The sequence below is a fragment of the Paenibacillus sp. FSL L8-0340 genome, from assembly GCF_038593145.1.
Classification (GTDB): Bacteria; Bacillota; Bacilli; order Paenibacillales; family Paenibacillaceae; genus Paenibacillus_AQ.
In genome coordinates this window covers 4,443,553-4,464,587 of sequence record NZ_CP151967.1, presented here as the reverse complement: position 1 = coordinate 4,464,587, position 21,035 = coordinate 4,443,553, and the positions used below count along the sequence as shown (strand labels likewise).

Here is a 21,035-nt window from a genome sequence, read left to right as displayed (position 1 = left end):
GGTTGGCAGGTGGATAACCTCTCACTGCCCTTTTTTTAGGATAATGGACCAAAATGGTATAAAACGACAATTATCTGGAGGGAATAACAATGGCAGTAGATGCAAAAGCAGTAAAGGAACTTCGTGAAAGAACAGGCGCAGGGATGCTGGATTGCAAAAAAGCGCTTGAAGAAGCTAACAATGACATCACCAAAGCCGCTGAATTGCTTCGCGAAAAAGGTCTTTCCGCAGCAGCAAACAAAGCTGGACGTATTGCTACTGAAGGTACAGTAGAATCTTACATCCACGCTGGCGGACGTATTGGCGTACTTGTAGAAATCAACTGCGAAACTGACTTCGTAGGTAAAACGGATTCCTTCAAAGAATTTGCACGCGATATCGCAATGCAAATTGCTGCAGCTAACCCGCTGTATGTTCGTCGTGAAGAAGTTCCGGCAGAAGCTGTAGAGAAAGAAAAAGAAATTCTGAAGGCACAAGCACTTAATGAAGGCAAGCCTGAGAAAATCGTTGAAAAAATGGTTGAAGGCCGTATCAGCAAGTTCTACGAAGAATATTGTTTGCTTGAGCAATCCTTCGTTAAAGATCCGGACAAAACTATTTCCCAGCTGCTGAACGAAAAAATCAGCACCATTGGCGAAAACATCTCCATCCGTCGTTTTGTTCGTTTTGAACTGGGCGAAGGCCTGGAAAAGAAAGTCGACAACTTTGTTGAAGAAGTAATGGCGCAAGTTAATCAATAAGAAGCAAGACTGATTACAACTTCATTGAACTGAATAATGCAAGCATCAAATGAACGGAACACAGGCACAATCGTGTTCCGTCTTTTGTAAGAAAGTGAGGGTATACATTTGGAACAGCCGGTATTTAAAAGAGTAGTCCTTAAGGTAAGCGGTGAGTCACTATCAGGACAAAACGGATATGGCATTGATGCCGAGACGATTATTTCCATCGCAGAGCAGGTCAAGGAAGTTGTTGAGCTTGGAGTTCAAGTCGCTATTGTTTGCGGCGGAGGCAATATCTGGCGCGGAATCGCAGGAAGCGCAAGCGGTATAGACCGTGCAACAGCCGACTACATGGGGATGCTGGCAACAGTGATGAACTCACTTGCACTGCAGGATGCATTGGAGCAAATCGATGTTCCTACCCGGGTACAGACCTCCATTTCGATGCAGCAGATTGCTGAGCCTTACATCCGCCGCCGCGCCATTCGCCATTTGGAGAAAGGCCGCGTGGTAATCTTTGCCGCAGGAACGGGCAACCCCTTCTTCTCGACGGATACGACAGCAGCTCTCAGAGCAGCTGAGATTGAAGCGGAAGTTATCCTGATGGCGAAGAATAAAGTGGACGGTGTCTACTCAGCAGATCCTTTCAAAGACAGTACTGCTGAGAAATACGAGCAGCTGACCTATATGGACGTGCTGAACAAAAATCTTGGTGTCATGGATTCCACTGCATCCTCTCTGTGCATGGACAATAATATACCGCTCATTGTGTTTGCTATTACAGAGCAAGGCAATATCAAACGTGTCGTTCTCGGTGAGAAGATCGGGACGATTGTTAAAGGGAGTGTAGATTAATGCCACAAGCGGTCAAGAAAAATGCCGAAGAGCGTATGGAAAAAGCGATTTTATCGCTGAAACGTGATTTGGCCTCATTGCGGGCGGGACGCGCTTCGACAGCGCTGCTGGATCGCATTCAAGTTGAATATTATGGTGCACCTACCCCTGTCAACCAGCTGGCCAACATCAGTACACCGGATTCACGGACGCTGCTGATTCAGCCTTGGGACAGATCATCGCTTTCCGACATTGAACGGGCAATTATGAAGTCCGATCTGGGACTTACACCGGCTAACGACGGTACAATCATCCGTTTGTCCATCCCTGCGCTAACCGAGGAACGTCGTACTGAGCTTGTGAAGTTCACCAAAAAGTTCGGTGAGGAAGCAAAGGTAGCCATCCGCAATATCCGCCGCGATGCCAACGATGATATCAAGAAAATGGAGAAGAACGGCATCTCCGAAGATGAATCACACGGACACCAAGAAGATATTCAGAAATCAACGGATAAGTTCATAGCTGAAGTTGATAAGGTGCTCTTGTCCAAAGAAAAAGAGATTATGGAAGTATAATGACAATCAAGAGACTTCAGGGCCCCTCCGTTTATGGTGGGGTTTGTCTCTTTCTGATAAGAGCTTGGAGGAAACGGAAATGATCAAACGGATTCAAGCATGGCTGAGCCGTAAAGACAGGCAGGAGCCACAGCCAGTCGAGATTTCACCGGACAACATTCCCCGGCATGTGGCTGTAATTATGGACGGCAATGGACGCTGGGCTAAACGGCGTGGTTTGCCACGCATTGTCGGCCATCAGAATGGGATGAAAGCTGTAAAACGTGCAACGATTGCCGCGAACGACCTAGGCGTTGAGTTTTTGACCATGTACGCTTTTTCTACAGAGAACTGGAAACGTCCTAAGGATGAAGTTGATTTCCTGATGCGTTTGCCTGTGGAGTTCCTGGCCCTTGAACTGGACGAGCTGATTGAGAAAAACGTACAAGTGCGCGTGATGGGTGATACCGATGCTTTGCCTACACATACCCGGAAGGCGATGGAAGAAGCCGTTGCCCGGACACAAGGGAATACTGGACTTATATTAAATTTTGCCCTGAATTATGGAGGACGTAAAGAAATCGAGGATTGCATGCGCAGATTGGGTCAGGATATCCAAGCAGGGCTGCTGTCCCCGGAGGAGATTACATCGGAGCTGATCGACAGCCGACTGTTATCAGGCGGGCTGCCGGATCCGGATCTGCTGATCCGGACCAGTGGAGAGATGCGGCTCAGCAACTTTATGCTCTGGCAGGTCGCTTACAGCGAGCTCTGGTTTACAGATGTATTCTGGCCGGAGTTTGATAAAACGCATTTGCTGCAGGCTGTGGCGGAGTACCAGAGACGCACACGCCGTTATGGTGGACTGAAGTAGCCTGATGGGAGATGGGAATCTTTGAAGCAGCGATTGATCACCGGAATTGTTGCCGGAGCAGTGTTTTTGGGATTGTGTTTTTTAGGCGGCTGGGCTTATCAGCTTTTGCTTGCCGGTATGGCGCTCATCGGGTTTTATGAATTTGTTAAAATGACAGGTGTCCGGGGGTTTGGTGGTACTGCGATACTTGGTTATGCTGCTGTAGCCTTCTACATGATTCCTTGGAGCCTGCTCGGAGCGAATCCATGGCTGTCCTGGGAACAAGGCATATGGCTTCTGTTGCTGCTGTTCCTGCTGGTGACGGTGTTCAGTAAGAATAAGCAGGATATTAAGATTACTTCACTCCTGTTCACAGGGATTGTATACATAGGAATGGGCTTTTCCTATATGGCTGCGGCCCGGGCTGCGGGCGACGGTCATGGGCTCTTCTGGACCTTCCTTTTGTTGTGCTGCATTTGGGGCAGTGACGCAGGTGCTTATTTTGTAGGGAGAAGCTTTGGGAGAAATAAGCTCTGGCCGGCGATCAGTCCCAATAAAACGGTAGAGGGAGCCCTTGGCGGGGTACTGATCTCTATCGTAATTTCCATTATTTTCGCGATATTTGTTCCTGATCTGCTGACTTACGGACGCGCGCTGCTTATCGGTTTGTCCTGCGCTGTGCTCGGTCAGCTTGGAGATCTTGTACAATCTGCCTATAAACGGGTGTACGGTATTAAGGATTCAGGCTCGCTGCTGCCAGGTCATGGAGGAATTCTTGACCGCTGCGACAGCTGGATTATCGTATTTCCTTTCGTACATATCGTAATGCTTATGCCTTACTATTAAACGACGGGAAAGAAGGTTCACATGTGAAGAAAATAAGTGTTCTCGGATCTACCGGCTCGATCGGCACTCAAACACTGGATGTAGTTGCAATGCATCCTGACTCTTTCGATGTTGATGGTTTGGCTGCAGGTAGCAATACCGCCCTGCTTCTGGAGCAGGTCCGCCGCTTCCAGCCTCGCCGAGTATCAGTGTCCACGAAAGAACTCGCTGAGCAGATCAGACCGGAGCTGCCTTCCGGTATTGAGCTTTTTTACGGAAGTGAGGGATTGGTAGAAATTGCTGCAGGGGGGGACGCTGATACGGTCGTCACGGCAGTGGTGGGCAGCGTGGGCTTGCAGTCAACGCTTGCCGCGATCGAAGCCGGACGGCATATTGGGTTAGCCAATAAGGAAACGCTTGTCACGGCAGGACATTTGGTTACCGAGCTTGCCAACCGTAAAGGTGTTAGGCTGCTGCCCATCGACAGTGAACACTCTGCAATTTTTCAATGTCTGAACGGTGAGAACCGCGAGGATGTTTCCAGTATTACCATCACCGCCTCCGGAGGGTCCTTCCGTGATTACAACCGCGAGCAGCTGAAGAAGGTTTCCGTAGAGGATGCGCTTCGCCACCCCAACTGGAGTATGGGAGCCAAAATAACAATTGATTCGGCAACCATGGTTAACAAAGGACTTGAGGTCATTGAAGCGCATTGGCTGTTCGATCTGCCCTATGAGCAGATAAATGTCCTGCTGCATCCGGAGAGTATCATTCACTCCTATGTAGAATTCCGGGACAGCAGTATTGTCGCCCAGCTCGGAAATCCGGATATGCGGGTCCCGATCCAATATGCACTGACCTATCCGGAACGTTGGGAGTCGCCTGCCGCGCGGCTGTCTCTTGCCGCAATAGGACGCCTGACTTTCCGGGAAATGGATTTTGTACGGTTTCCAGCCTTGAAGCTGGCGATTGAATGCGGGAAAGCGGGAGGGACGGCAACCACAGCCTTCAACGCGGCTAATGAAATTGCAGTTGCCCGTTTTCTCCGGCATGAGATTCCCTTCCTGCGTATTGAAGAGATTATTGAAGAAGTGCTCCAGCGCCTGGTGAATGTCAATCAACCGGATTTACAGCAGATTCAGCATTGCGATGAGATGACCCGGGAGCTTGCAGCTAAACTTTAAATAAATCACTTTATGTACTTAAAAAATGGAAATATATGCTTTGCCCTGAAAAATTGGGTGGGACAGTTGATTCTCTTGTGCAAGGCCTTGGAATAATGATAAATTAAGAGGACATACTTCGGTCTTACACCTTAAGGGGGAATGTAACGCATGGAAATGGTAAGAGTCGTCTTTTTAACGGTGTTCATGTTCTTTGTTTTGGTGACCGTGCATGAATGGGGGCATTATTACTTTGCCAAACGCGCGGGTATCCTTGTAAGAGAATTTGCTATCGGTTTCGGTCCGAAACTGTTTTCTTATAAACGCAATGAAACCCAGTTCACGCTTCGCCTGCTGCCTTTTGGCGGTTATGCACGGATGGCCGGTGAAGATCCCGAAATTATTGAGATCGGTCCAGGGCAGACGATTGCCGTAAGACTGGGGCAGGATAACAAAGTTAAAAGCATCTTTCTAGACGCGCTCGATACCCGCAGAAATGTAATCCGTGGGGAAGCGCAATATACCGACCTTGAGAACGAGCTGAAGATCCGCCTTGATGTCGATGGAGATGTAACCACTTATGATGTTCATCCACAGGCAATGATGATCAAACGGGGTCAGCAGACACAGATTGCGCCCAAAGACCGTCAATTCGGCAGTAAAACTGTAGGTCAGCGTGCTTTGGCCATCGTTGCCGGGCCGGTGATGAACTTTCTGCTTGCTTTTGTGCTATTTGCAGTACATCTGCAGATGGCCGGTATCGTCATTGAGAATCCAACCTTTGTGAAGATTGGAGATCTCAGCGAAGGTATGCCTGCTCAGGAAGCCGGAGTGCAAAAAGGTGACATTGTCGTCTCTATTAATGGAGAACAGATTGGCGGAGACTACCAGAAGATGATCTCATTAACTTCCGCTTCCAAAGGTAAAGAGATGCAGTGGACACTTCAGCGTGGCGATGAAACCTTAAATGTGGCCATGATTCCCCGCAGTATGGAGGGTGAAGAAGGCGGCAAAGTGGGGATCACTCCTGAGTTGCCTACAAGGCAGCCAGGTTTTGGCGAGACCATTACTAAATCAGGAACTGCCATGGTGGATTGGACCAAAACGATTTTTGTAAGTTTTAAAACACTGATTAATAACTTTAATATGGATGATATTTCAGGTCCGGTCGGAACAGCGAAGATGACGGGGCAAATCGCTCAGCAAGGCATTCAATACCTGACCTATTGGGCGGCTATTCTAAGTCTGTACCTGGGTATTTTTAACCTGCTGCCGATCCCTGCACTTGACGGAAGCCGTCTCGTCTTCCTGGGCGTAGAAGCACTTCGCGGCAAGCCGGTAGATCCAAGCCGTGAAGGGATGGTTCATTTTGTCGGATTTGCCTTGCTATTTCTGGTTATGATCGCCGTTACCTATAATGATATCCTGCGGCTAATCACCGGTTGATTTTTACTTGAATGAATATGAGCTTTGGCAGTCCCCGCAAAGGACTTGAACGATGTTGTGAAACCAAAGCCACACTTTGCAGGGCATTAGGAGGAGTTCCATCATATGGCAAAAGATAAGCAGTTTGTTACGGAAATCACCCCACAGAGCGAGGATTTCTCGCGCTGGTATATTGATGTAATTAAGAAAGCGGATCTGATGGATTACTCTCCGGTTCGCGGCTGTATTGTTTTCAAACCGGAGGGATACGAGATTTGGGAGCATATTCAGGAGGAAATGAACCGCCGCCTTAAGGCAACGGGTCACCGTAATGCTTATTTCCCGGTCTTTATTCCGGAAAGCTTCTTCCAGAAGGAGAAGGATCATATCGAGGGCTTTAACCCTGAGCTGCCTTGGGTTACGGAAGCTGGCGGTGATGTGCTGGAAGAACGTCTGGCGATTCGCCCGACCTCCGAAACCATGTTCGGGCATATGTATTCCAAATGGATTCAATCCTACCGCGATCTTCCGGTATTGATCAACCAATGGGCCAACGTAGTCCGCTGGGAGAAGCGTACGCTGCCGTTTATCCGTACCACAGAGTTCCTGTGGCAGGAAGGCCATACGGCGCATGAGAATGAAGCTGAGGCACGTGAGGAAACGATGCGGATGCTTGAGAATTACCGTGATTTTGTCGAGACCTATTTGGCAATTCCAGTCATCACTGGACAGAAGACACCTTCCGAGCGTTTTGCCGGGGCGGTTGACACGTATTCTATAGAAGCCATGATGAAGGATGGACGAGCTGTACAGGCGGCAACCTCACATTATCTGGGAACCAAGTTTGCTGCAGCATTTGATATTCAATATTTAAGCCGTGACAATGTGCTGGAATATGTTCATACAACCTCATGGGGCTCCACAACACGCTTAATCGGCTCGCTTATTATGGTGCACGGGGATGACCGCGGCTTGGCTTTGCCGCCTAAGGTCGCTCCAACACAGGTAATCATGATTCCAATCGGACCTCCTAAGACCCGTGAAGCGGTCATTGGACGGACGGACGAGCTGTTCAAGGATCTGAAAGACGCAGGCATCCGTGTGCGTGTAGACGACCGTGCTGATGTTACTCCAGGCTGGAAATTCAATGAATACGAAATGCGTGGAGTGCCAGTCCGTCTTGAATTAGGTCCTCGTGATATGGAAAACGGGGTTTGTGTTCTGGTATCGCGTATTACAGGCGAGAAGAAAATCATTCAGCAGGAGAACCTTGTCGCAGAGGTTAATACCATGCTGGAGCAAGTACACAATGAAATGTTTGAACGCGCGTTGAAATTCCGTGAGGACCATTTCTATTCAGTGGATACGTTAGCAGAAATGAAGGATTCGATGGAAGAACAGCGTGGTTTTGCATTGGCAGGCTGGTGCGGTTCCGAAGAATGCGAGTCTAAAGTCAAGGAAGAAACGGGTGCAGGCAGCCGTAATATTCCGTTTGAGCCTGCGGTGAATAAGGATACCTGTATTTGCTGCGGGAAGCCCGCTGCGCATACGGTTGTTTTTGCCAAGGCGTATTAATTCTTTGCCCAATACTATATAATTCTTCAGTATCTGAATGTAGCTTCTGGGAGAGGAGTCGGCGGGCCGAAAGAACCCAATGCTTTCACCTCCCGGGAGCTTTTTAAAATAGTGGACTCAAGGCTTCCTTATGTCTTCTTTGGTTTTGGAAATTAGGTTTTTCAAAATATATGAATTTATATGCTGCACGCTATAAATTATCCTTCTATTTCTCGCTGAAACGGTTTCCGTCCTTTTGAGGACGGCGAAGCCCTTTCTACTTGCGGGGAGATTTTATTATCTGTTTAAAAGTTAGGTGGGGGAAGCATGGAACAGAACGTGGAAAGAAGAAAAAGATTCGAGCTGTTGATGAAGCAGGGAGAGATTCCGCCTGCACTCATTGATCCCTACTTTTTGGACGGGCATATCGAACGTGTGGAAATCAGCCGCGGTAACCGGGACTGGCACATCGTCATTGCCAAAGATACTCTTGTTCCGGCACAAACCTACCGGACATTTTGTTTGAGAATGCGTGAGAAGCTACAGCATATCGCCAAAGTCAGCTTCTTGTTTCTATATGATGAAAAAGTAAGCAGAGCAGAGCTTGTACAGGAATACTGGGGTTTATTTCTGGAATGGGCGCAGCGCGAGATCCCTTCAGTGAATGGTTGGCTGACCCGCTCCACTCAGGAGCTTCAAGACAGTACACTTCTGCTCAGTCTAAATGATTCGATGTCGTTAGAGCTGGCCCGTAAAAAGGGAATCGAAGGCGCCATAATTAAATTTTACGATAAATATTTTGGCCTGCCCCTGAAAGTGAAGCTGCAGATTGCCGAGAACGAAAACAGCAAAGCGGATGCTTATGAAGAGTTCCAGCAGAAGCTTCAGCAGGAGCAGCGCGAACTCGTTGAAATGATGATGATGGCCAGCGAGCCGGATGAACCGGTTGATGAGGGAGATCCGAATGAAGTCATTAAGCTTCAGGTCGGATATGAAATCAAGGAGCAGGCTGTACCTATTCTGGAAATTCAGGATGAAGAGAAGAAAATCACAATTCAGGGTACGATCTTCGGACTGGACAGCAAGGAGCTGCGCAACGGCAATACCTTGTTCACCTTCTGTATCACAGACTTTACTGATTCTCTGCAAATGAAGATGTTTGCAAAGACTAAAGAAGATCTGAAGGTTATGGGCCAGCTGGCCAACGGCAAATGGGTTAGAGCGCGCGGCAAGGTTGAATATGACCGCTTTATGCAGATTCCGGAGCTCGTAATGATTCCATCGGATCTGAACGAAGTATCGGCACCGCCGGCACGTAAGGATAATGCGAAGCAGAAGCGGGTAGAATTCCATCTGCACACGACTATGAGCACGATGGACGCAGTGGCGCCAATTGATGCGTATGTCAAGACCGCAGCGAAGTGGGGGCATCCGGCAATTGCCGTCTCTGACCACGGGGTTGTGCAGAGCTTTCCGGACGCCAACCATGCCGCACATAAGCATAAGATTAAAATGATCTACGGCGTCGAGGCCAATGTGGTAAATGACTCGGTAAATATTGTGGAGAACGCGCAGCCGCTGGACCTGAAGACCGCCACCTATGTCGTATTCGATATAGAAACCACCGGTTTGTCGATCACCCGGAATAATATTACCGAACTTGCTGCGATTAAAATGACCGGCGGCCAGGAGATAGACCGCTACTCAACGTTCGTGAATCCGCATGAGAAAATTCCATACCACATTCAGCAGCTGACCAATATTACTGATGAGATGGTTAAGGACGCTCCTGATTTGGAGCCGGTGCTGAAGAAATTCGTCGAGTTCATAGGCGACAGTATCCTGGTTGCCCATAATGCCAGATTTGATATGGGGTTCATTCAGGCTTCCCTGGTGAAACTGGGTCTGCCTGTGCTGCCCAATCCTTCCCTGGATACGCTGGAACTGGCACGTCTGTTGTATCCGAGCATGAAGAACCACCGGCTGAATACACTCGCCGACAAATATAAGGTTCTGCTGGAAAGCCATCACCGTGCGGTGGATGATACCATTGCCCTGGGAGGTATTCTGAACGGTCTGCTGGCTGATGCCGAGAAGATGAAGGGGATGACCCGGCTTGACCGGCTGAATGATTATGTAGGCAATGACCTGTCGAACACCCGGCCGTTTCACTGCGGCATCTATGCACTCAACCCGACTGGCAAGAAGAACCTTTACAAGCTGATATCCATGTCGCATACGGAGTATTACAAGCGCGTTCCCTGCATTCCTAAGTCCAAGCTCGAAGAGCACAGGGACGGTCTGCTGGTCATTTCCGGCTGCGAACGGGGAGAGTTCTTTGAGGCTGTGCTCAATAAGTCTACTGAAGAAGCGATGGAGGTTGCCCAGTTCTACGATATTCTGGAGATTCAGCCGCTGACGATGTACATGCATTTGGTAGACAAGGGATTCGTGGCCAGCGCAGAGGATTTGCGGGGCGTAGTGCGCAAGGTTTGTGAAATCGGCGAACAGCTGAACAAGCCTGTTATTGCAACCGGCAATGTGCATTATCTGGAGCCGCGGGACAAGCTGTTCCGCGATATTACGATTCACGGGATTACAGGATTCAGCCCGCTGAAAGACCAGCGCAAGCCGGATGCCCATTTCCGCACTACGGAAGAAATGCTGGCCGAATTCGAATTCCTGGGCGCGGAAAAAGCAATGGAAGTTGTCGTCACCAATACGGTGGAGCTGGCTGACCGCTTTGAGGAATATGACCTGTTTCCGGACCAGCTGTTTACGCCGATTATCGAAGGCGCTGATGACGAAATCCGCAACACCTGCTATGAGACGGCAAAATCAATCTATGGTGAGGAATTGCCTGAGGTCGTCGTTGCCCGGCTGGAAAAAGAGCTGGCGCCGATTATCAAATTTGGGTTCTCTGCCAACTATCTGATTTCTGAGCGTCTTGTGAAAAAATCGAACAAGGATGGCTACCTCGTGGGTTCCCGTGGTTCGGTAGGTTCGTCTGTAGTTGCCACCTTCCTCGGAATCTCCGAGGTAAATCCGCTGCCTGCTCATTATATATGTGTAAATCCGGAATGCCGGCATAGTGAATGGTTCCTCGACGGCAGCGTGCCAAGCGGCTTTGACCTGCCGGACAAGGTATGCCCGGACTGTGGCGGCAAGCTCAAGGGTGAAGGCCAGGATATCCCCTTTGAAACGTTTCTGGGCTTTAAGGGTGATAAGGTTCCCGATATCGACCTTAACTTTTCGGGTGAATATCAGCCGAACGCCCATAACTTTACCAAAACAATGTTTGGTCCGGACAACGTATTCCGTGCCGGCACCATCGGTACGGTAGCGGAGAAAACTGCCTTTGGATTCACGAAGAAATATGAGGAACATCATCAGAAGCGCTGGCGGGGAGCGGAAGTGGGACGTCTGGCCGCAGGCTGCACCGGGGTCAAGCGAAGCACTGGCCAGCATCCCGGCGGTATTGTCGTTTTGCCGGATTATATGGAGATAGAGGATATTACACCAGTGCAATTCCCGGCAGATGATGTCAATGCGGAATGGAAGACCACCCACTTTGACTATCACGCCTTTGATGCCAACCTGCTAAAGCTCGATATTCTGGGCCACGATGATCCGACAATGATGCGGATGCTGCAGGATTTAACAGGAGTGGACCCTACAACCATCCCGATGAACGATCCGAAGGTCATGAGCATGTTCAACTCTACTGATGCACTTGGAGTAAGGCCTGACCAGATCCGGACCCCTGTGGCTACCTACGGAGTTCCGGAAATGGGTACAAAATTTGTCCGCCAGATGCTGGTAGAGTCGAAGCCTTCCAGCTTTGCCGATTTACTGCAAATCTCCGGGCTGTCGCATGGTACGGGAGTTTGGCTTGGCAATGCCCAGGAACTGATCAAGAACAACACCTGCAACATCAAGACAGTTATCGGCTGCCGCGATGATATTATGCTGTTCCTGATTTACAAGGCTGGAATGGATGCGGGACTGGCCTTCAAAATTACCGAGAGCGTGCGTAAAGGGAAAGGGCTGTCTGCTGAATGGATCGAGGAAATGAAAAAGTGCAAGGTTCCTCAGTGGTACATTGATTCCTGCCTGAAAATCCAGTACATGTTCCCGAAGGCGCACGCCGCCGCCTATGTTATTTCTGCGGTTCGTACCGCCTACTTCAAGTTGTATCATCCTATTGAATATTATGCGACATACTTCACGGTGCGGGCGGCTGATTTTGATATTGAACTTTGCTGCCAGGGTTATGAAGCCATCGCCCGCCAGATTGTAGATATTGAACAGAAGGGCTTCCAGGCGCTTCCAAAGGAAAAAGCGATGCTGCCGATTCTTGAAATGGCGCTTGAGATGACAGCCCGAGGTTTTACTTTCAAAAATATTGATTTGTACCGTTCCGATGCCAACAAATTTACCGTTGACGGCAAAAGCCTCATTCCACCGTTCTCTGCACTTGCGGGAATCGGTGAGAATGCCGCCTATAACATTGCCGCCGCCAAGGATGCCGGAGAGTTCCTCTCCATCGAGGATTTCCAGCAGAAATCCAAGGCGAGCAAGACGGTAATTGAGCTGCTGACCGGGATGGGCTGCTTCCGCGGCCTGCCGGAAAGCAACCAGCTATCCCTGTTTTAAACTACCCCCTAGTAGGGGTGAAGCTTCGAGTGCTTTGCGGGGCTAATGGGTAAAAACAAGTGAAATTGGATGCCTGAAAAGTGGCAGTCAAGGGCTAGCACTTGTCAGTGCTGATGCACTATGGTATAATTTTTTTGGTAATAATGAGATAAGTCCGTTGTGTAAAGAGTGGGGAAACCCACTCTTTATCTTTGGTATATAGCAAAAGACAAGTTCGTGGAGGTTAATTTCTTTTGAGCACACCCAAATCCAAAATTAAACAAACGGTAGAGCAGATGCTCGGGTCCTATCTCGAGGACAATGGTTTCGAACTGGTGGACGTTGAATACGTGAAGGAAGGCTCCAACTGGTTTTTGCGCATATTCGTAGATAAAGAAGGCGGCATAGATATTGACGACTGCGGTGCCATCAGCGAATATTTCAGCTCAAAGCTGGACGAGAATGATCCTATACCTGAGGCTTATTTTCTTGAGGTTTCCTCGCCGGGTGCTGAGCGCCCGCTTAAGAAAGCGGCGGATGTTGCCAAAGCGGTAGGCAAGGACGTGTATGTGACAGTTTATGAGCCGATTCAGGGACTCAAAGAATTCGAAGGTCGTTTGCTCTCATTCGAGAACGAGGAACTGCTCATCTCCGCGGGCAAAAAAGAACATGTAGTACCGTATGCCAAAGTCGCCAGCGCGAGATTGGCCATTATTTTTTAACGTCTTGAAAGGGGGACCGGATTTTCATGAGTATGGATTTTATCGAAGCTATGAATGAACTGGAGAGGGAGAAAGGCATCAGCAAGGATGTGCTGTTTGAAGCCATCGAAGCTGCGCTGATCTCCAGCTATAAACGCAATTTTAATGCGGCGCAAAACGTGCGTGTGGACATGAACCGCAACACTGGCGTAATCAAGGTATTTGCCCGCAAGCTGATTGTTGAAGAGGTTCTGGATACCCGGACCGAAATCTCACTGCCGGCTGCACGGGAAATCAACCCGCACTTCCAGCTTGAGGATATCGCCGAGCTTGAAGTAACGCCGCGCGATTTCGGCCGTATTGCTGCACAGACTGCCAAGCAGGTAGTCACCCAGCGTATTCGTGAAGCGGAGCGCGGACTTATCTATAACGCTTTTATCGACAAGGAAGATGATATCGTTACCGGGCTTGTACAGCGCCAGGATATGCGCAACATCTATGTTGACCTAGGCAAAATCGAAGCGGTTCTGCCGCTTAGCGAGCTGATGCCTGGAGAAAAGTTCAAGCAAAGCGAGCGCATCAAGGCTTATATCACCAAGGTGGAGAATACGACCAAAGGGCCGCAGATTATGTTGTCCCGCAGTCATCCCGGATTGTTGAAGCGTCTATTCGAGCTGGAGGTTCCGGAAATTTTTGACGGTGTGGTTGAAATTCGTTCTGTAGCCCGCGAAGCAGGCTTCCGTTCGAAAATTGCCGTCTTCTCGCGCAATTCCGAAGTGGATCCGGTTGGCTCCTGCGTAGGCCCAAGAGGCACACGCGTGCAGACCATCGTCACAGAGCTGCGAGGCGAGAAAATTGACATTGTCCGTTATTCTGAGGCTGTACAGGAATATGTGGCCAACGCGCTCAGCCCGTCCAAAGTTCTTGAAGTTCAAGTCTTTGAAGCGGAAAAAATGGCCCGTGTCATCGTGCCTGATTATCAATTGTCACTGGCGATCGGCATCAAGGGGCAGAATGCCCGTCTTGCTGCCAAACTGACCGGCTGGAAAATTGATATCAAGAGCGAGACCCAGGCAGAGCAGGAATACGGCAGACCTAGAACGGTAAGCGATGAAATGCATCAGGATTCCGTCTCCATTGATTAATTAACCTGCTCACTAGAGGGGAGGCGTTTATGATGAAGCAAAGAAAGGTGCCGCTGCGCAAGTGCGTTGCCAGCCAGGAGATGATGCCCAAAAAAGAGCTGATTCGCGTGGTTAGAACGCCCGAGGGCGAAGTGCTGATCGACCTGACAGGCAAAAAGTCAGGCCGGGGCGCTTATATCTGCGGCAAGCTTGAATGCTTTAAACTGGCACAAAAGAATAAAGCACTTGACCGTGCGTTAAAATGTCAAGTGAGTCCTGAAATCTATGCCCAGCTTGCCCGGGATTTTGCATCCGTGGAGGAGCAATTTTTGGCAGCAAAGGATAGTGAGGACGATGAGTAAGGCACTTTCTTATTTAGGGCTTGCGATGAGAGCAGGCAAGATTGTCACCGGCGACGAGGCCGTGCTTAAAGCGGTACGGTCTTCAGAGGCGAAGCTGGTCGTTCTGGCGGGTGACGCTTCAGATAATACCCAAAAAAAGTTCCGTGATAAATGCGGAACCTACGATATTCCACTAGTAATCGCATTTCACCGGGATGAACTCGGTGCAAGTATTGGTAAAGACCAGCGCGTTGTGCTGGCCGTTACGGATAAAGGATTCGCGGAAATGATCTCCAAGCAACTCGGAGATACTGTCGGAGGTGGAGTTATTGACTAAAGAAGACAATAAAGATAAGCTGCGCGTTTATGAATACGCGAAATCTTTGAACATGAGCAGTAAAGAAATTATTACAATTCTGAAGCGTTTGGATGTCCCTGTGAATAATCATATGAGTGTCATGGAGAATGGCTCTGTGACCAAAGTAGAACAGTTCTTCAAGGATATTAAGTCAAACGCTGCAGCCAAGCGGGATCCCGGCACCAGCAGCCGGCCGGTAACTACCGGCTCGGTAACAGCCGAACCTCAAAGTGCTCAGAATGCCAACAAAAATCAACCGGAAAAGCAGGTAGGTATGAACAGTAACCAAAACAACAACCAATCGACGACGTCCCCAAGGCCCCAAAGCGGACAAGATTCCCGCAGAACAACAGGATCCACTCAAAATTCCCGCCCTCAGGGCAGCTCCACTAGCGGCAGCCGCCCGCAAGGCAGCTCCACTAGCAGCAGCCGTCCGCAAGGCAGCTCCACTAGCGGCAGCCGTCCGCAAGGCAGCTCGACTAGCAGCAGCCGCCCGCAAGGCAGCTCCACTAGCAGCAGCCGTCCGCAAGGCAGTTCGACCGGCGGCAACCGTCCGCAGGGCAGCTCGACTGGCGGCAGCCGCCCGCAGGGCAGCTCGACTGGCGGCAGCCGTCCGCAAGGCAGCTCGACTGGCGGCAACCGTCCGCAAGGCGGCTCGACTGGCACCCGTCCACAAGCTCAAGGCGGCGCACCACGCACTGGCGATAACCGTCCGCAAGCTCAAGGCGGCGGCACCGGCGGAGACTTCTCACGTGGCGGTGGCGGTGACAGAGGCGCTAAGAGAAACACTACAGGCGGCAGACCGAACAACAACAGCGGCCAAAAGCGCTTTGAAGACGGCAAAGGCGGCAACTACCGCGGACGTGGCGGCAAGAACAACCGTGGCAGAAACCAGTCAATGGAACGCCGCGAGAAGATTGACAACACACCGAAGAAAATTATCGTACGCGGCAGCATGACCGTTGGTGAAACTGCCAAGCTGCTTCATAAGGATGCTTCTGAAGTGATCAAGAAGCTGATCTCGATGGGTGTTATGGCAACCATCAACCAGGAACTTGATATTGACACCATTCTGCTGCTGGCCGGTGAGTTCGGCGTAGAAGTAGAAGTGAAGATTCCAGTGGATGAAGACAGCTTCGAGACCGTTGAAGAGAATGACTCCGAAGAGGATCTTCAGGCTCGTCCTCCGGTAGTAACGATCATGGGTCACGTTGACCATGGTAAAACAACACTGCTTGATGCCATTCGTTCCACGAACGTAACTGGCGGCGAAGCTGGCGGAATTACTCAGCATATCGGTGCTTATCAAGTTGAAATCAACCACAAGAAAATCACATTCCTGGATACACCGGGTCACGAAGCGTTTACCGCGATGCGTGCTCGTGGTGCCCAAGTAACAGATATGACGATTATCGTAGTAGCTGCCGATGACGGTGTAATGCCTCAGACGGTTGAAGCCATCAACCATGCAAAAGCTGCAGGTCTTCCGATTATCGTTGCAGTCAACAAAATCGACAAGCCGGGTGCAGACCCTGATAAGGTAAAGCAAGAGCTTACAAGCTATGAGCTGGTTCCGGAAGAGTGGGGCGGAGACACCATCTTCGTTAACCTGTCGGCCAAACAGCGCATCAACCTGGAAGAACTGCTGGAAATGATTCTGCTCGTTGCTGAAGTGAATGAGTACAAGGCTAACCCGGACAAACGGGCACGCGGTACTGTAATCGAAGCTGAGCTTGACAAGAACCGTGGACCGGTTGCCCGTATTCTCGTGCAGAACGGTACGTTGAAAGTCGGGGACGCTTTTGTAGCAGGTAACTGCTTCGGACGCGTACGCGCCATGGTTAATGACAAAGGACGCAAGATCAAGGAAGCAGGTCCTTCCACACCTGTGGAAATTACCGGTTTGACTGAGGTGCCTCAGGCAGGCGATCCGTTTATGGCCTTTGAAGATGAGCGTAAAGCCCGTGCTATCGCAGACAGACGTTCTACAACCCAGCGTCAGTCCGAGCTGAACACGAATACCCGTGTAACCTTGGATGACCTGTTCAAGCACATCAAGGATGGCGAGATCAAAGACCTGAACGTAATCATTAAAGCGGACGTGCAGGGATCGGTTGAAGCGCTGAAGGGCTCTTTGGCCAAGATCGAAGTCGAAGGTGTACGCGTGAAGATCATTCACAGCGGTGCAGGTGCCATTACGGAATCTGATATTACACTCGCTGCTGCATCCAATGCTATTGTTATCGGCTTCAATGTTCGTCCGGATGCCCAGACGAAAGCGGCTGCCGAGCAAGAAAAAGTGGATGTTCGTCTGCACAACATCATCTACAACGTAATTGAGGAAATTGAAAGTGCGATGAAAGGGATGCTTGATCCGATCTATAAAGAGAACGTTATCGGTCATGCAGAAGTGCGCAACGTCTTCAAAATCAGCAAAGTGGGTACCATTGCAGGTTGTATGGTTACTTCCGGCAAAATTGCCCGCAATGCCGAAATGCGCTTGATCCGCAGCGGTATCGTTGTCTTCCAAGGCAAGATCGACACCTTAAAACGTTTCAAAGATGATGCCAAAGAAGTGGCGCAGGGTTATGAATGCGGCATAACTTTGGAACGCTATAATGACGTCCAAGAGGGCGACATTATCGAAGCGTTCATTATGGAAACGGTAGAGCGCTAAGCGAAGAGGTGAATATAGATGTCTAAAATCAGAGCGGGACGGGTTGGCGAACAGATCAAGAAAGAGCTGAGCCAGCTTATCCAAAGCGGACTGAAGGACCCGCGCATCGGGTTCGTAACAGTAACAGGGGTAGATGTAACGAACGATCTCTCGCAGGCCAAGGTATACCTGAGCGTGTTCGGAGACGAAGAGCAGAAGAGCGATTCGCTAAAAGCGATTGAGAAAGCCAATGGCTTTCTCCGCTCCGAGCTTGGCAAGGCAATCCGCCTGCGCCACACGCCTGAGCTGATCTTCAAGATGGACGAATCCGTTGCTTACGGAAGCCATATTGAGAAGCTGCTCGGCGAGATCGGCAAGAACCAAGAAAGTTAGGAAAATAAAGGAGACGGCGAATGCAGAGCTATGAACAAAGTCTCCAGCAGACCCGTAAGTTTCTGCTGGAACACGACGATTATCTTGTAGTGTCGCATGTTCAGCCGGACGGAGATGCAGTCAGCTCCACCCTCGCGGTGGGCTGGCTTCTCTCATGTCTGGGCAAAAAATATACTATGCTGAATGAAGGCCCGATTCCCAAACGGATGGAATACTTATGGCATGCCGATGAGATTGTCAATCTGGCGGACGGTGAATTGCCCCGGACGTACAGTAACGTCATTTGCGTCGATTGTGCAGATTTTCAGCGTGTGGGGCTGACCCAGCGCTTTTTTGCTCAGGATGCCCTTATCGCAAACATTGATCATCATCCCACCAACAACGGTTACGGATTCGTTACGCTGATTAAGCCGGATGCTGCTGCCACTGCTGAAATTTTGTTCGACCTGCTGAAGACGTTTGAGGTGGAATGGGATATAGATATTGCTACAGCAATCTATACAGGATTGCTGACCGATACCGGCGGCTTCCGCTACACCAATACCTCACCTAAAGTGATGGCGGCTGTCTCTGAGCTGCTGGCACTGGGAGTTAACGGTCCCGAGCTGGCGGAGACGTTGCTGGAGGAAATGACATTAGCTCAGGTGAAGGTGCTGAACCGGGCACTGAACACTTTGCAATTAACTCCGCAGGGCGATGTTGCCTGGGTTTATGTAACACCACAGGATATGCTCGAATGTAATGCCGCCAATGAGGATCTTGAAGGCATTGTTAATTATCCGCGTAATATCCGCGGTGTAGAGGTCGGTATGCTGTTCAAGGTCATCGATGAGACTGCTGTGAAGGTCAGCCTGCGTTCGGCCGGCAAGGTCGATGTCGCGGCGCTGGCTCAAGTCTTCGGAGGCGGAGGACATACCCGCGCAGCAGGTGCCCGGGTTGAGGGGACGCTGGAGCAGGCAATACCACGGGTGCTGGAGGAGGTCAGACGTCTTTTATGAGTGAGCTTACAGGTGTTTTGGCTGTTTTTAAGCCAGCAGGGTACACTTCACATGATGTTGTGGCCAAAGCCCGGCGGATTCTTGGTATGAAGCGCATCGGACACACCGGAACTCTGGATCCTCAAGTGACAGGCGTATTGCCGCTTTGTCTTGGAAGGGCAACCCGGGTTGTGGAGTATATCCAGGAGCTGCCTAAGGAATATGTAGCCACACTGAGACTAGGTATGGCAAGCGATACCGAAGACTTAACCGGGACCATTACGGAAAGTGTGGATGAAGTGAAAGTTACCGAGGAAGAAGTTCTGGCGGTACTGAACTCCTTTAAAGGAGTAATCTCTCAGATTCCCCCGATGTACTCGGCGGTGAAAGTGGAAGGCAAACGCCTCTATGAGCTGGCTAGAGAAGGCAAGACTGTAGAGCGAAAGAGCCGTGAAGTGGAGATTTACGAAATTGAGATGACGGATATGGTGTACAGCGGCAATTATCCCGATATTACCTTCCGTGTGCTGTGTTCCAAGGGTACATACATCCGTACGCTTTGCGTAGATATCGGCCGGGCGCTTGGAGTGCCCGGTGTGATGGTCAAGCTGGAACGGACGATGTCCGCAGGGATATCTGCCAGTCACTGTCTAACTCTTGAGCAAATTGCCGAGCATAAAGAAGCAGGCACACTCGATGAACATCTGATCGCGGCGGATGAAGCGATTTCCCATCTGTCCCGGCATTCGGTAATGGATGAGAAGAGGAAGGCCGCCCTGCAGGGGCAGCGCCTTTCAACACGTTACGTAGCACCTGAAGTAAAGCAGGCCGGCCATTTTCGGCTTTATGATCTACAGGGAGAGTTCCTGGGCATTTATGAATTGGATGACACAGGAGCTATAGCCCCTGTAAAGGTATTCGCACAAGCATAATATTAATTTTATTAGTGAATTGTAGGTGAGAAACAGCGTGAGAACCGTAACCTTAAGTTATCCAATGCCAGCGGAGACCGCAGCGCAGTGGGCGCAGCCGCAAGTGACTGCCCTTGGCCAGTTTGACGGACTGCACCGCGGACATGCCAGCGTCATTACTTCCGCTGTAGCTCTGGCCCGTAAACAAGGCGTACCGGCAGCAGTCATGACCTTTCATCCTCATCCCAAGGATGTAATGGGCAAAGGTGACTATGATGGATATTTGACCCCGGCGAAGGACAAGCAGGAACTGCTTGCCGGCATGGGGGTCGATATTTTGTATGTAATTGAATTTAATGAGCAGCTGTCCCGGGTTAGCCCGCAGGATTTTGTCTCTGTAATGCTGCTGCCGCTGCATATTGTAACTGCAGTTATCGGCTTCGATTTCCGCTTTGGCTACATGGGCGAAGGGGATGCCGATATGCTCCGTGAGCTGGGGGACGGTGTGATGAATGTGGAGACGGTGCCTCCTTTTCTGCTTGAAGGAGAGAAGGTAAGCAGCTCCGGCATTCGGAAGAGCCTTCAGAACGGAGATCTAACTCTGGCCAACGCATGGTTTGGGCGCTGCTATCATCTGCGCGGAGTTGTAGGGCACGGCGAGAAGAGAGGCCGCACGATTGGTTTTCCGACTGCAAATCTTCAGCTTGAAGACCTTTATGTCATCCCGGCTAAAGGGGTGTATGCAGTGCGGGTCTTTTATAAGGAAGACGTTCTGTACGGCGTAATGAATGTCGGCGTGAAGCCAACGTTCCATGAGGGGATGATTGCCCCGAGCTTTGAGGTGCATCTGTTTGATTTTGCAGGAGACATCTATGAAGAGGAACTTAGGGTAGAACTGGTCTCCTTTATCCGGCCTGAGCGTAAATTTGAGTCGATTGATGCCCTGATTTCACAGATTGCTGCAGATGCCGAAACGGCTAAAGAGCTGCTGGGCTATCATTCTTAATCT

At 50.1% G+C, this 21,035-nt stretch carries 17 protein-coding genes and 1 pseudogene; all 18 read left to right on the top strand.

Annotation, left to right across the window (positions count from 1 at the left end):
* Nucleotides 1-89: 89 nt before the first annotated feature.
* The gene (gene tsf, locus NST07_RS19960; protein ID WP_341093971.1) at nucleotides 90-740 is read left to right on the top strand and encodes a translation elongation factor Ts; all 651 of its coding nucleotides are present in this window, start codon (nucleotides 90-92) and stop codon (nucleotides 738-740) included.
* Nucleotides 741-848: 108 nt separating this feature from the next.
* Nucleotides 849-1,577 (top strand): UMP kinase, encoded by a 729-nt coding sequence (gene pyrH / locus NST07_RS19955; RefSeq protein ID WP_038593446.1) that lies wholly within the window; start codon nucleotides 849-851, stop codon nucleotides 1,575-1,577.
* Nucleotides 1,577-2,131 (top strand): ribosome recycling factor, encoded by a 555-nt coding sequence (gene frr, locus NST07_RS19950; protein WP_038593444.1) that lies wholly within the window; start codon nucleotides 1,577-1,579, stop codon nucleotides 2,129-2,131. The genes pyrH and frr overlap by 1 nt, the downstream gene beginning before the upstream one ends.
* A 79-nt stretch (nucleotides 2,132-2,210) precedes the next feature.
* Complete coding sequence (locus NST07_RS19945) at nucleotides 2,211-2,984, top strand: isoprenyl transferase (protein WP_341093970.1); 774 nt, start codon at nucleotides 2,211-2,213, stop codon at nucleotides 2,982-2,984.
* A 21-nt stretch (nucleotides 2,985-3,005) separates the two neighbouring features.
* Complete coding sequence (locus NST07_RS19940) at nucleotides 3,006-3,809, top strand: phosphatidate cytidylyltransferase (protein ID WP_341093969.1); 804 nt, start codon at nucleotides 3,006-3,008, stop codon at nucleotides 3,807-3,809.
* A gap of 23 nt (nucleotides 3,810-3,832) precedes the next feature.
* Nucleotides 3,833-4,972 carry a 1-deoxy-D-xylulose-5-phosphate reductoisomerase gene (locus NST07_RS19935; RefSeq protein WP_341093968.1) on the top strand — a complete coding sequence of 380 codons (1,140 nt, stop codon included), beginning with the start codon at nucleotides 3,833-3,835 and terminating at the stop codon, nucleotides 4,970-4,972.
* Between the two features lie 150 nt (nucleotides 4,973-5,122).
* Nucleotides 5,123-6,397, top strand: coding sequence for an RIP metalloprotease RseP (gene rseP, locus NST07_RS19930; RefSeq protein WP_341093967.1), 1,275 nt, complete (start codon nucleotides 5,123-5,125; stop codon nucleotides 6,395-6,397).
* Between the two features lie 105 nt (nucleotides 6,398-6,502).
* Nucleotides 6,503-7,951 (top strand): proline--tRNA ligase, encoded by a 1,449-nt coding sequence (gene proS, locus NST07_RS19925; RefSeq protein WP_341093966.1) that lies wholly within the window; start codon nucleotides 6,503-6,505, stop codon nucleotides 7,949-7,951.
* 306 nt (nucleotides 7,952-8,257) lie between these two features.
* A complete protein-coding gene (locus tag NST07_RS19920) occupies nucleotides 8,258-12,586 on the top strand; it encodes a PolC-type DNA polymerase III (protein ID WP_341093965.1) in 4,329 nt (1,442 codons plus the stop codon).
* Between the two features lie 233 nt (nucleotides 12,587-12,819).
* Nucleotides 12,820-13,287 carry a ribosome maturation factor RimP gene (gene rimP, locus NST07_RS19915; RefSeq protein ID WP_038593427.1) on the top strand — a complete coding sequence of 156 codons (468 nt, stop codon included), beginning with the start codon at nucleotides 12,820-12,822 and terminating at the stop codon, nucleotides 13,285-13,287.
* Between the two features lie 26 nt (nucleotides 13,288-13,313).
* Nucleotides 13,314-14,411, top strand: coding sequence for a transcription termination factor NusA (gene nusA / locus NST07_RS19910; protein WP_341093964.1), 1,098 nt, complete (start codon nucleotides 13,314-13,316; stop codon nucleotides 14,409-14,411).
* Nucleotides 14,412-14,443: 32 nt separating this feature from the next.
* Complete coding sequence (locus NST07_RS19905) at nucleotides 14,444-14,752, top strand: YlxR family protein (protein ID WP_038593419.1); 309 nt, start codon at nucleotides 14,444-14,446, stop codon at nucleotides 14,750-14,752.
* Nucleotides 14,745-15,063, top strand: a pseudogene (locus NST07_RS19900) (YlxQ family RNA-binding protein); the annotation flags it as partial. The gene NST07_RS19905 and the pseudogene NST07_RS19900, both read left to right, overlap by 8 nt.
* Nucleotides 15,061-17,766: a translation initiation factor IF-2 gene (infB, locus tag NST07_RS19895; protein WP_341097705.1), complete on the top strand. Its 2,706-nt coding sequence runs from the start codon at nucleotides 15,061-15,063 to the stop codon at nucleotides 17,764-17,766. The pseudogene NST07_RS19900 and the gene infB, both read left to right, overlap by 3 nt.
* A gap of 18 nt (nucleotides 17,767-17,784) precedes the next feature.
* Nucleotides 17,785-18,138: a 30S ribosome-binding factor RbfA gene (gene rbfA, locus NST07_RS19890; protein WP_341093963.1), complete on the top strand. Its 354-nt coding sequence runs from the start codon at nucleotides 17,785-17,787 to the stop codon at nucleotides 18,136-18,138.
* A 20-nt stretch (nucleotides 18,139-18,158) separates the two neighbouring features.
* Nucleotides 18,159-19,136: a bifunctional oligoribonuclease/PAP phosphatase NrnA gene (locus tag NST07_RS19885; protein ID WP_038593408.1), complete on the top strand. Its 978-nt coding sequence runs from the start codon at nucleotides 18,159-18,161 to the stop codon at nucleotides 19,134-19,136.
* The gene (gene truB / locus NST07_RS19880; RefSeq protein WP_341093961.1) at nucleotides 19,133-20,047 is read left to right on the top strand and encodes a tRNA pseudouridine(55) synthase TruB; all 915 of its coding nucleotides are present in this window, start codon (nucleotides 19,133-19,135) and stop codon (nucleotides 20,045-20,047) included. Before NST07_RS19885 ends, truB begins: the two co-directional genes overlap by 4 nt.
* A gap of 37 nt (nucleotides 20,048-20,084) precedes the next feature.
* Nucleotides 20,085-21,032 (top strand): bifunctional riboflavin kinase/FAD synthetase, encoded by a 948-nt coding sequence (locus tag NST07_RS19875; protein WP_341093960.1) that lies wholly within the window; start codon nucleotides 20,085-20,087, stop codon nucleotides 21,030-21,032.
* The last annotated feature ends 3 nt before the right edge of the window (nucleotides 21,033-21,035 follow it).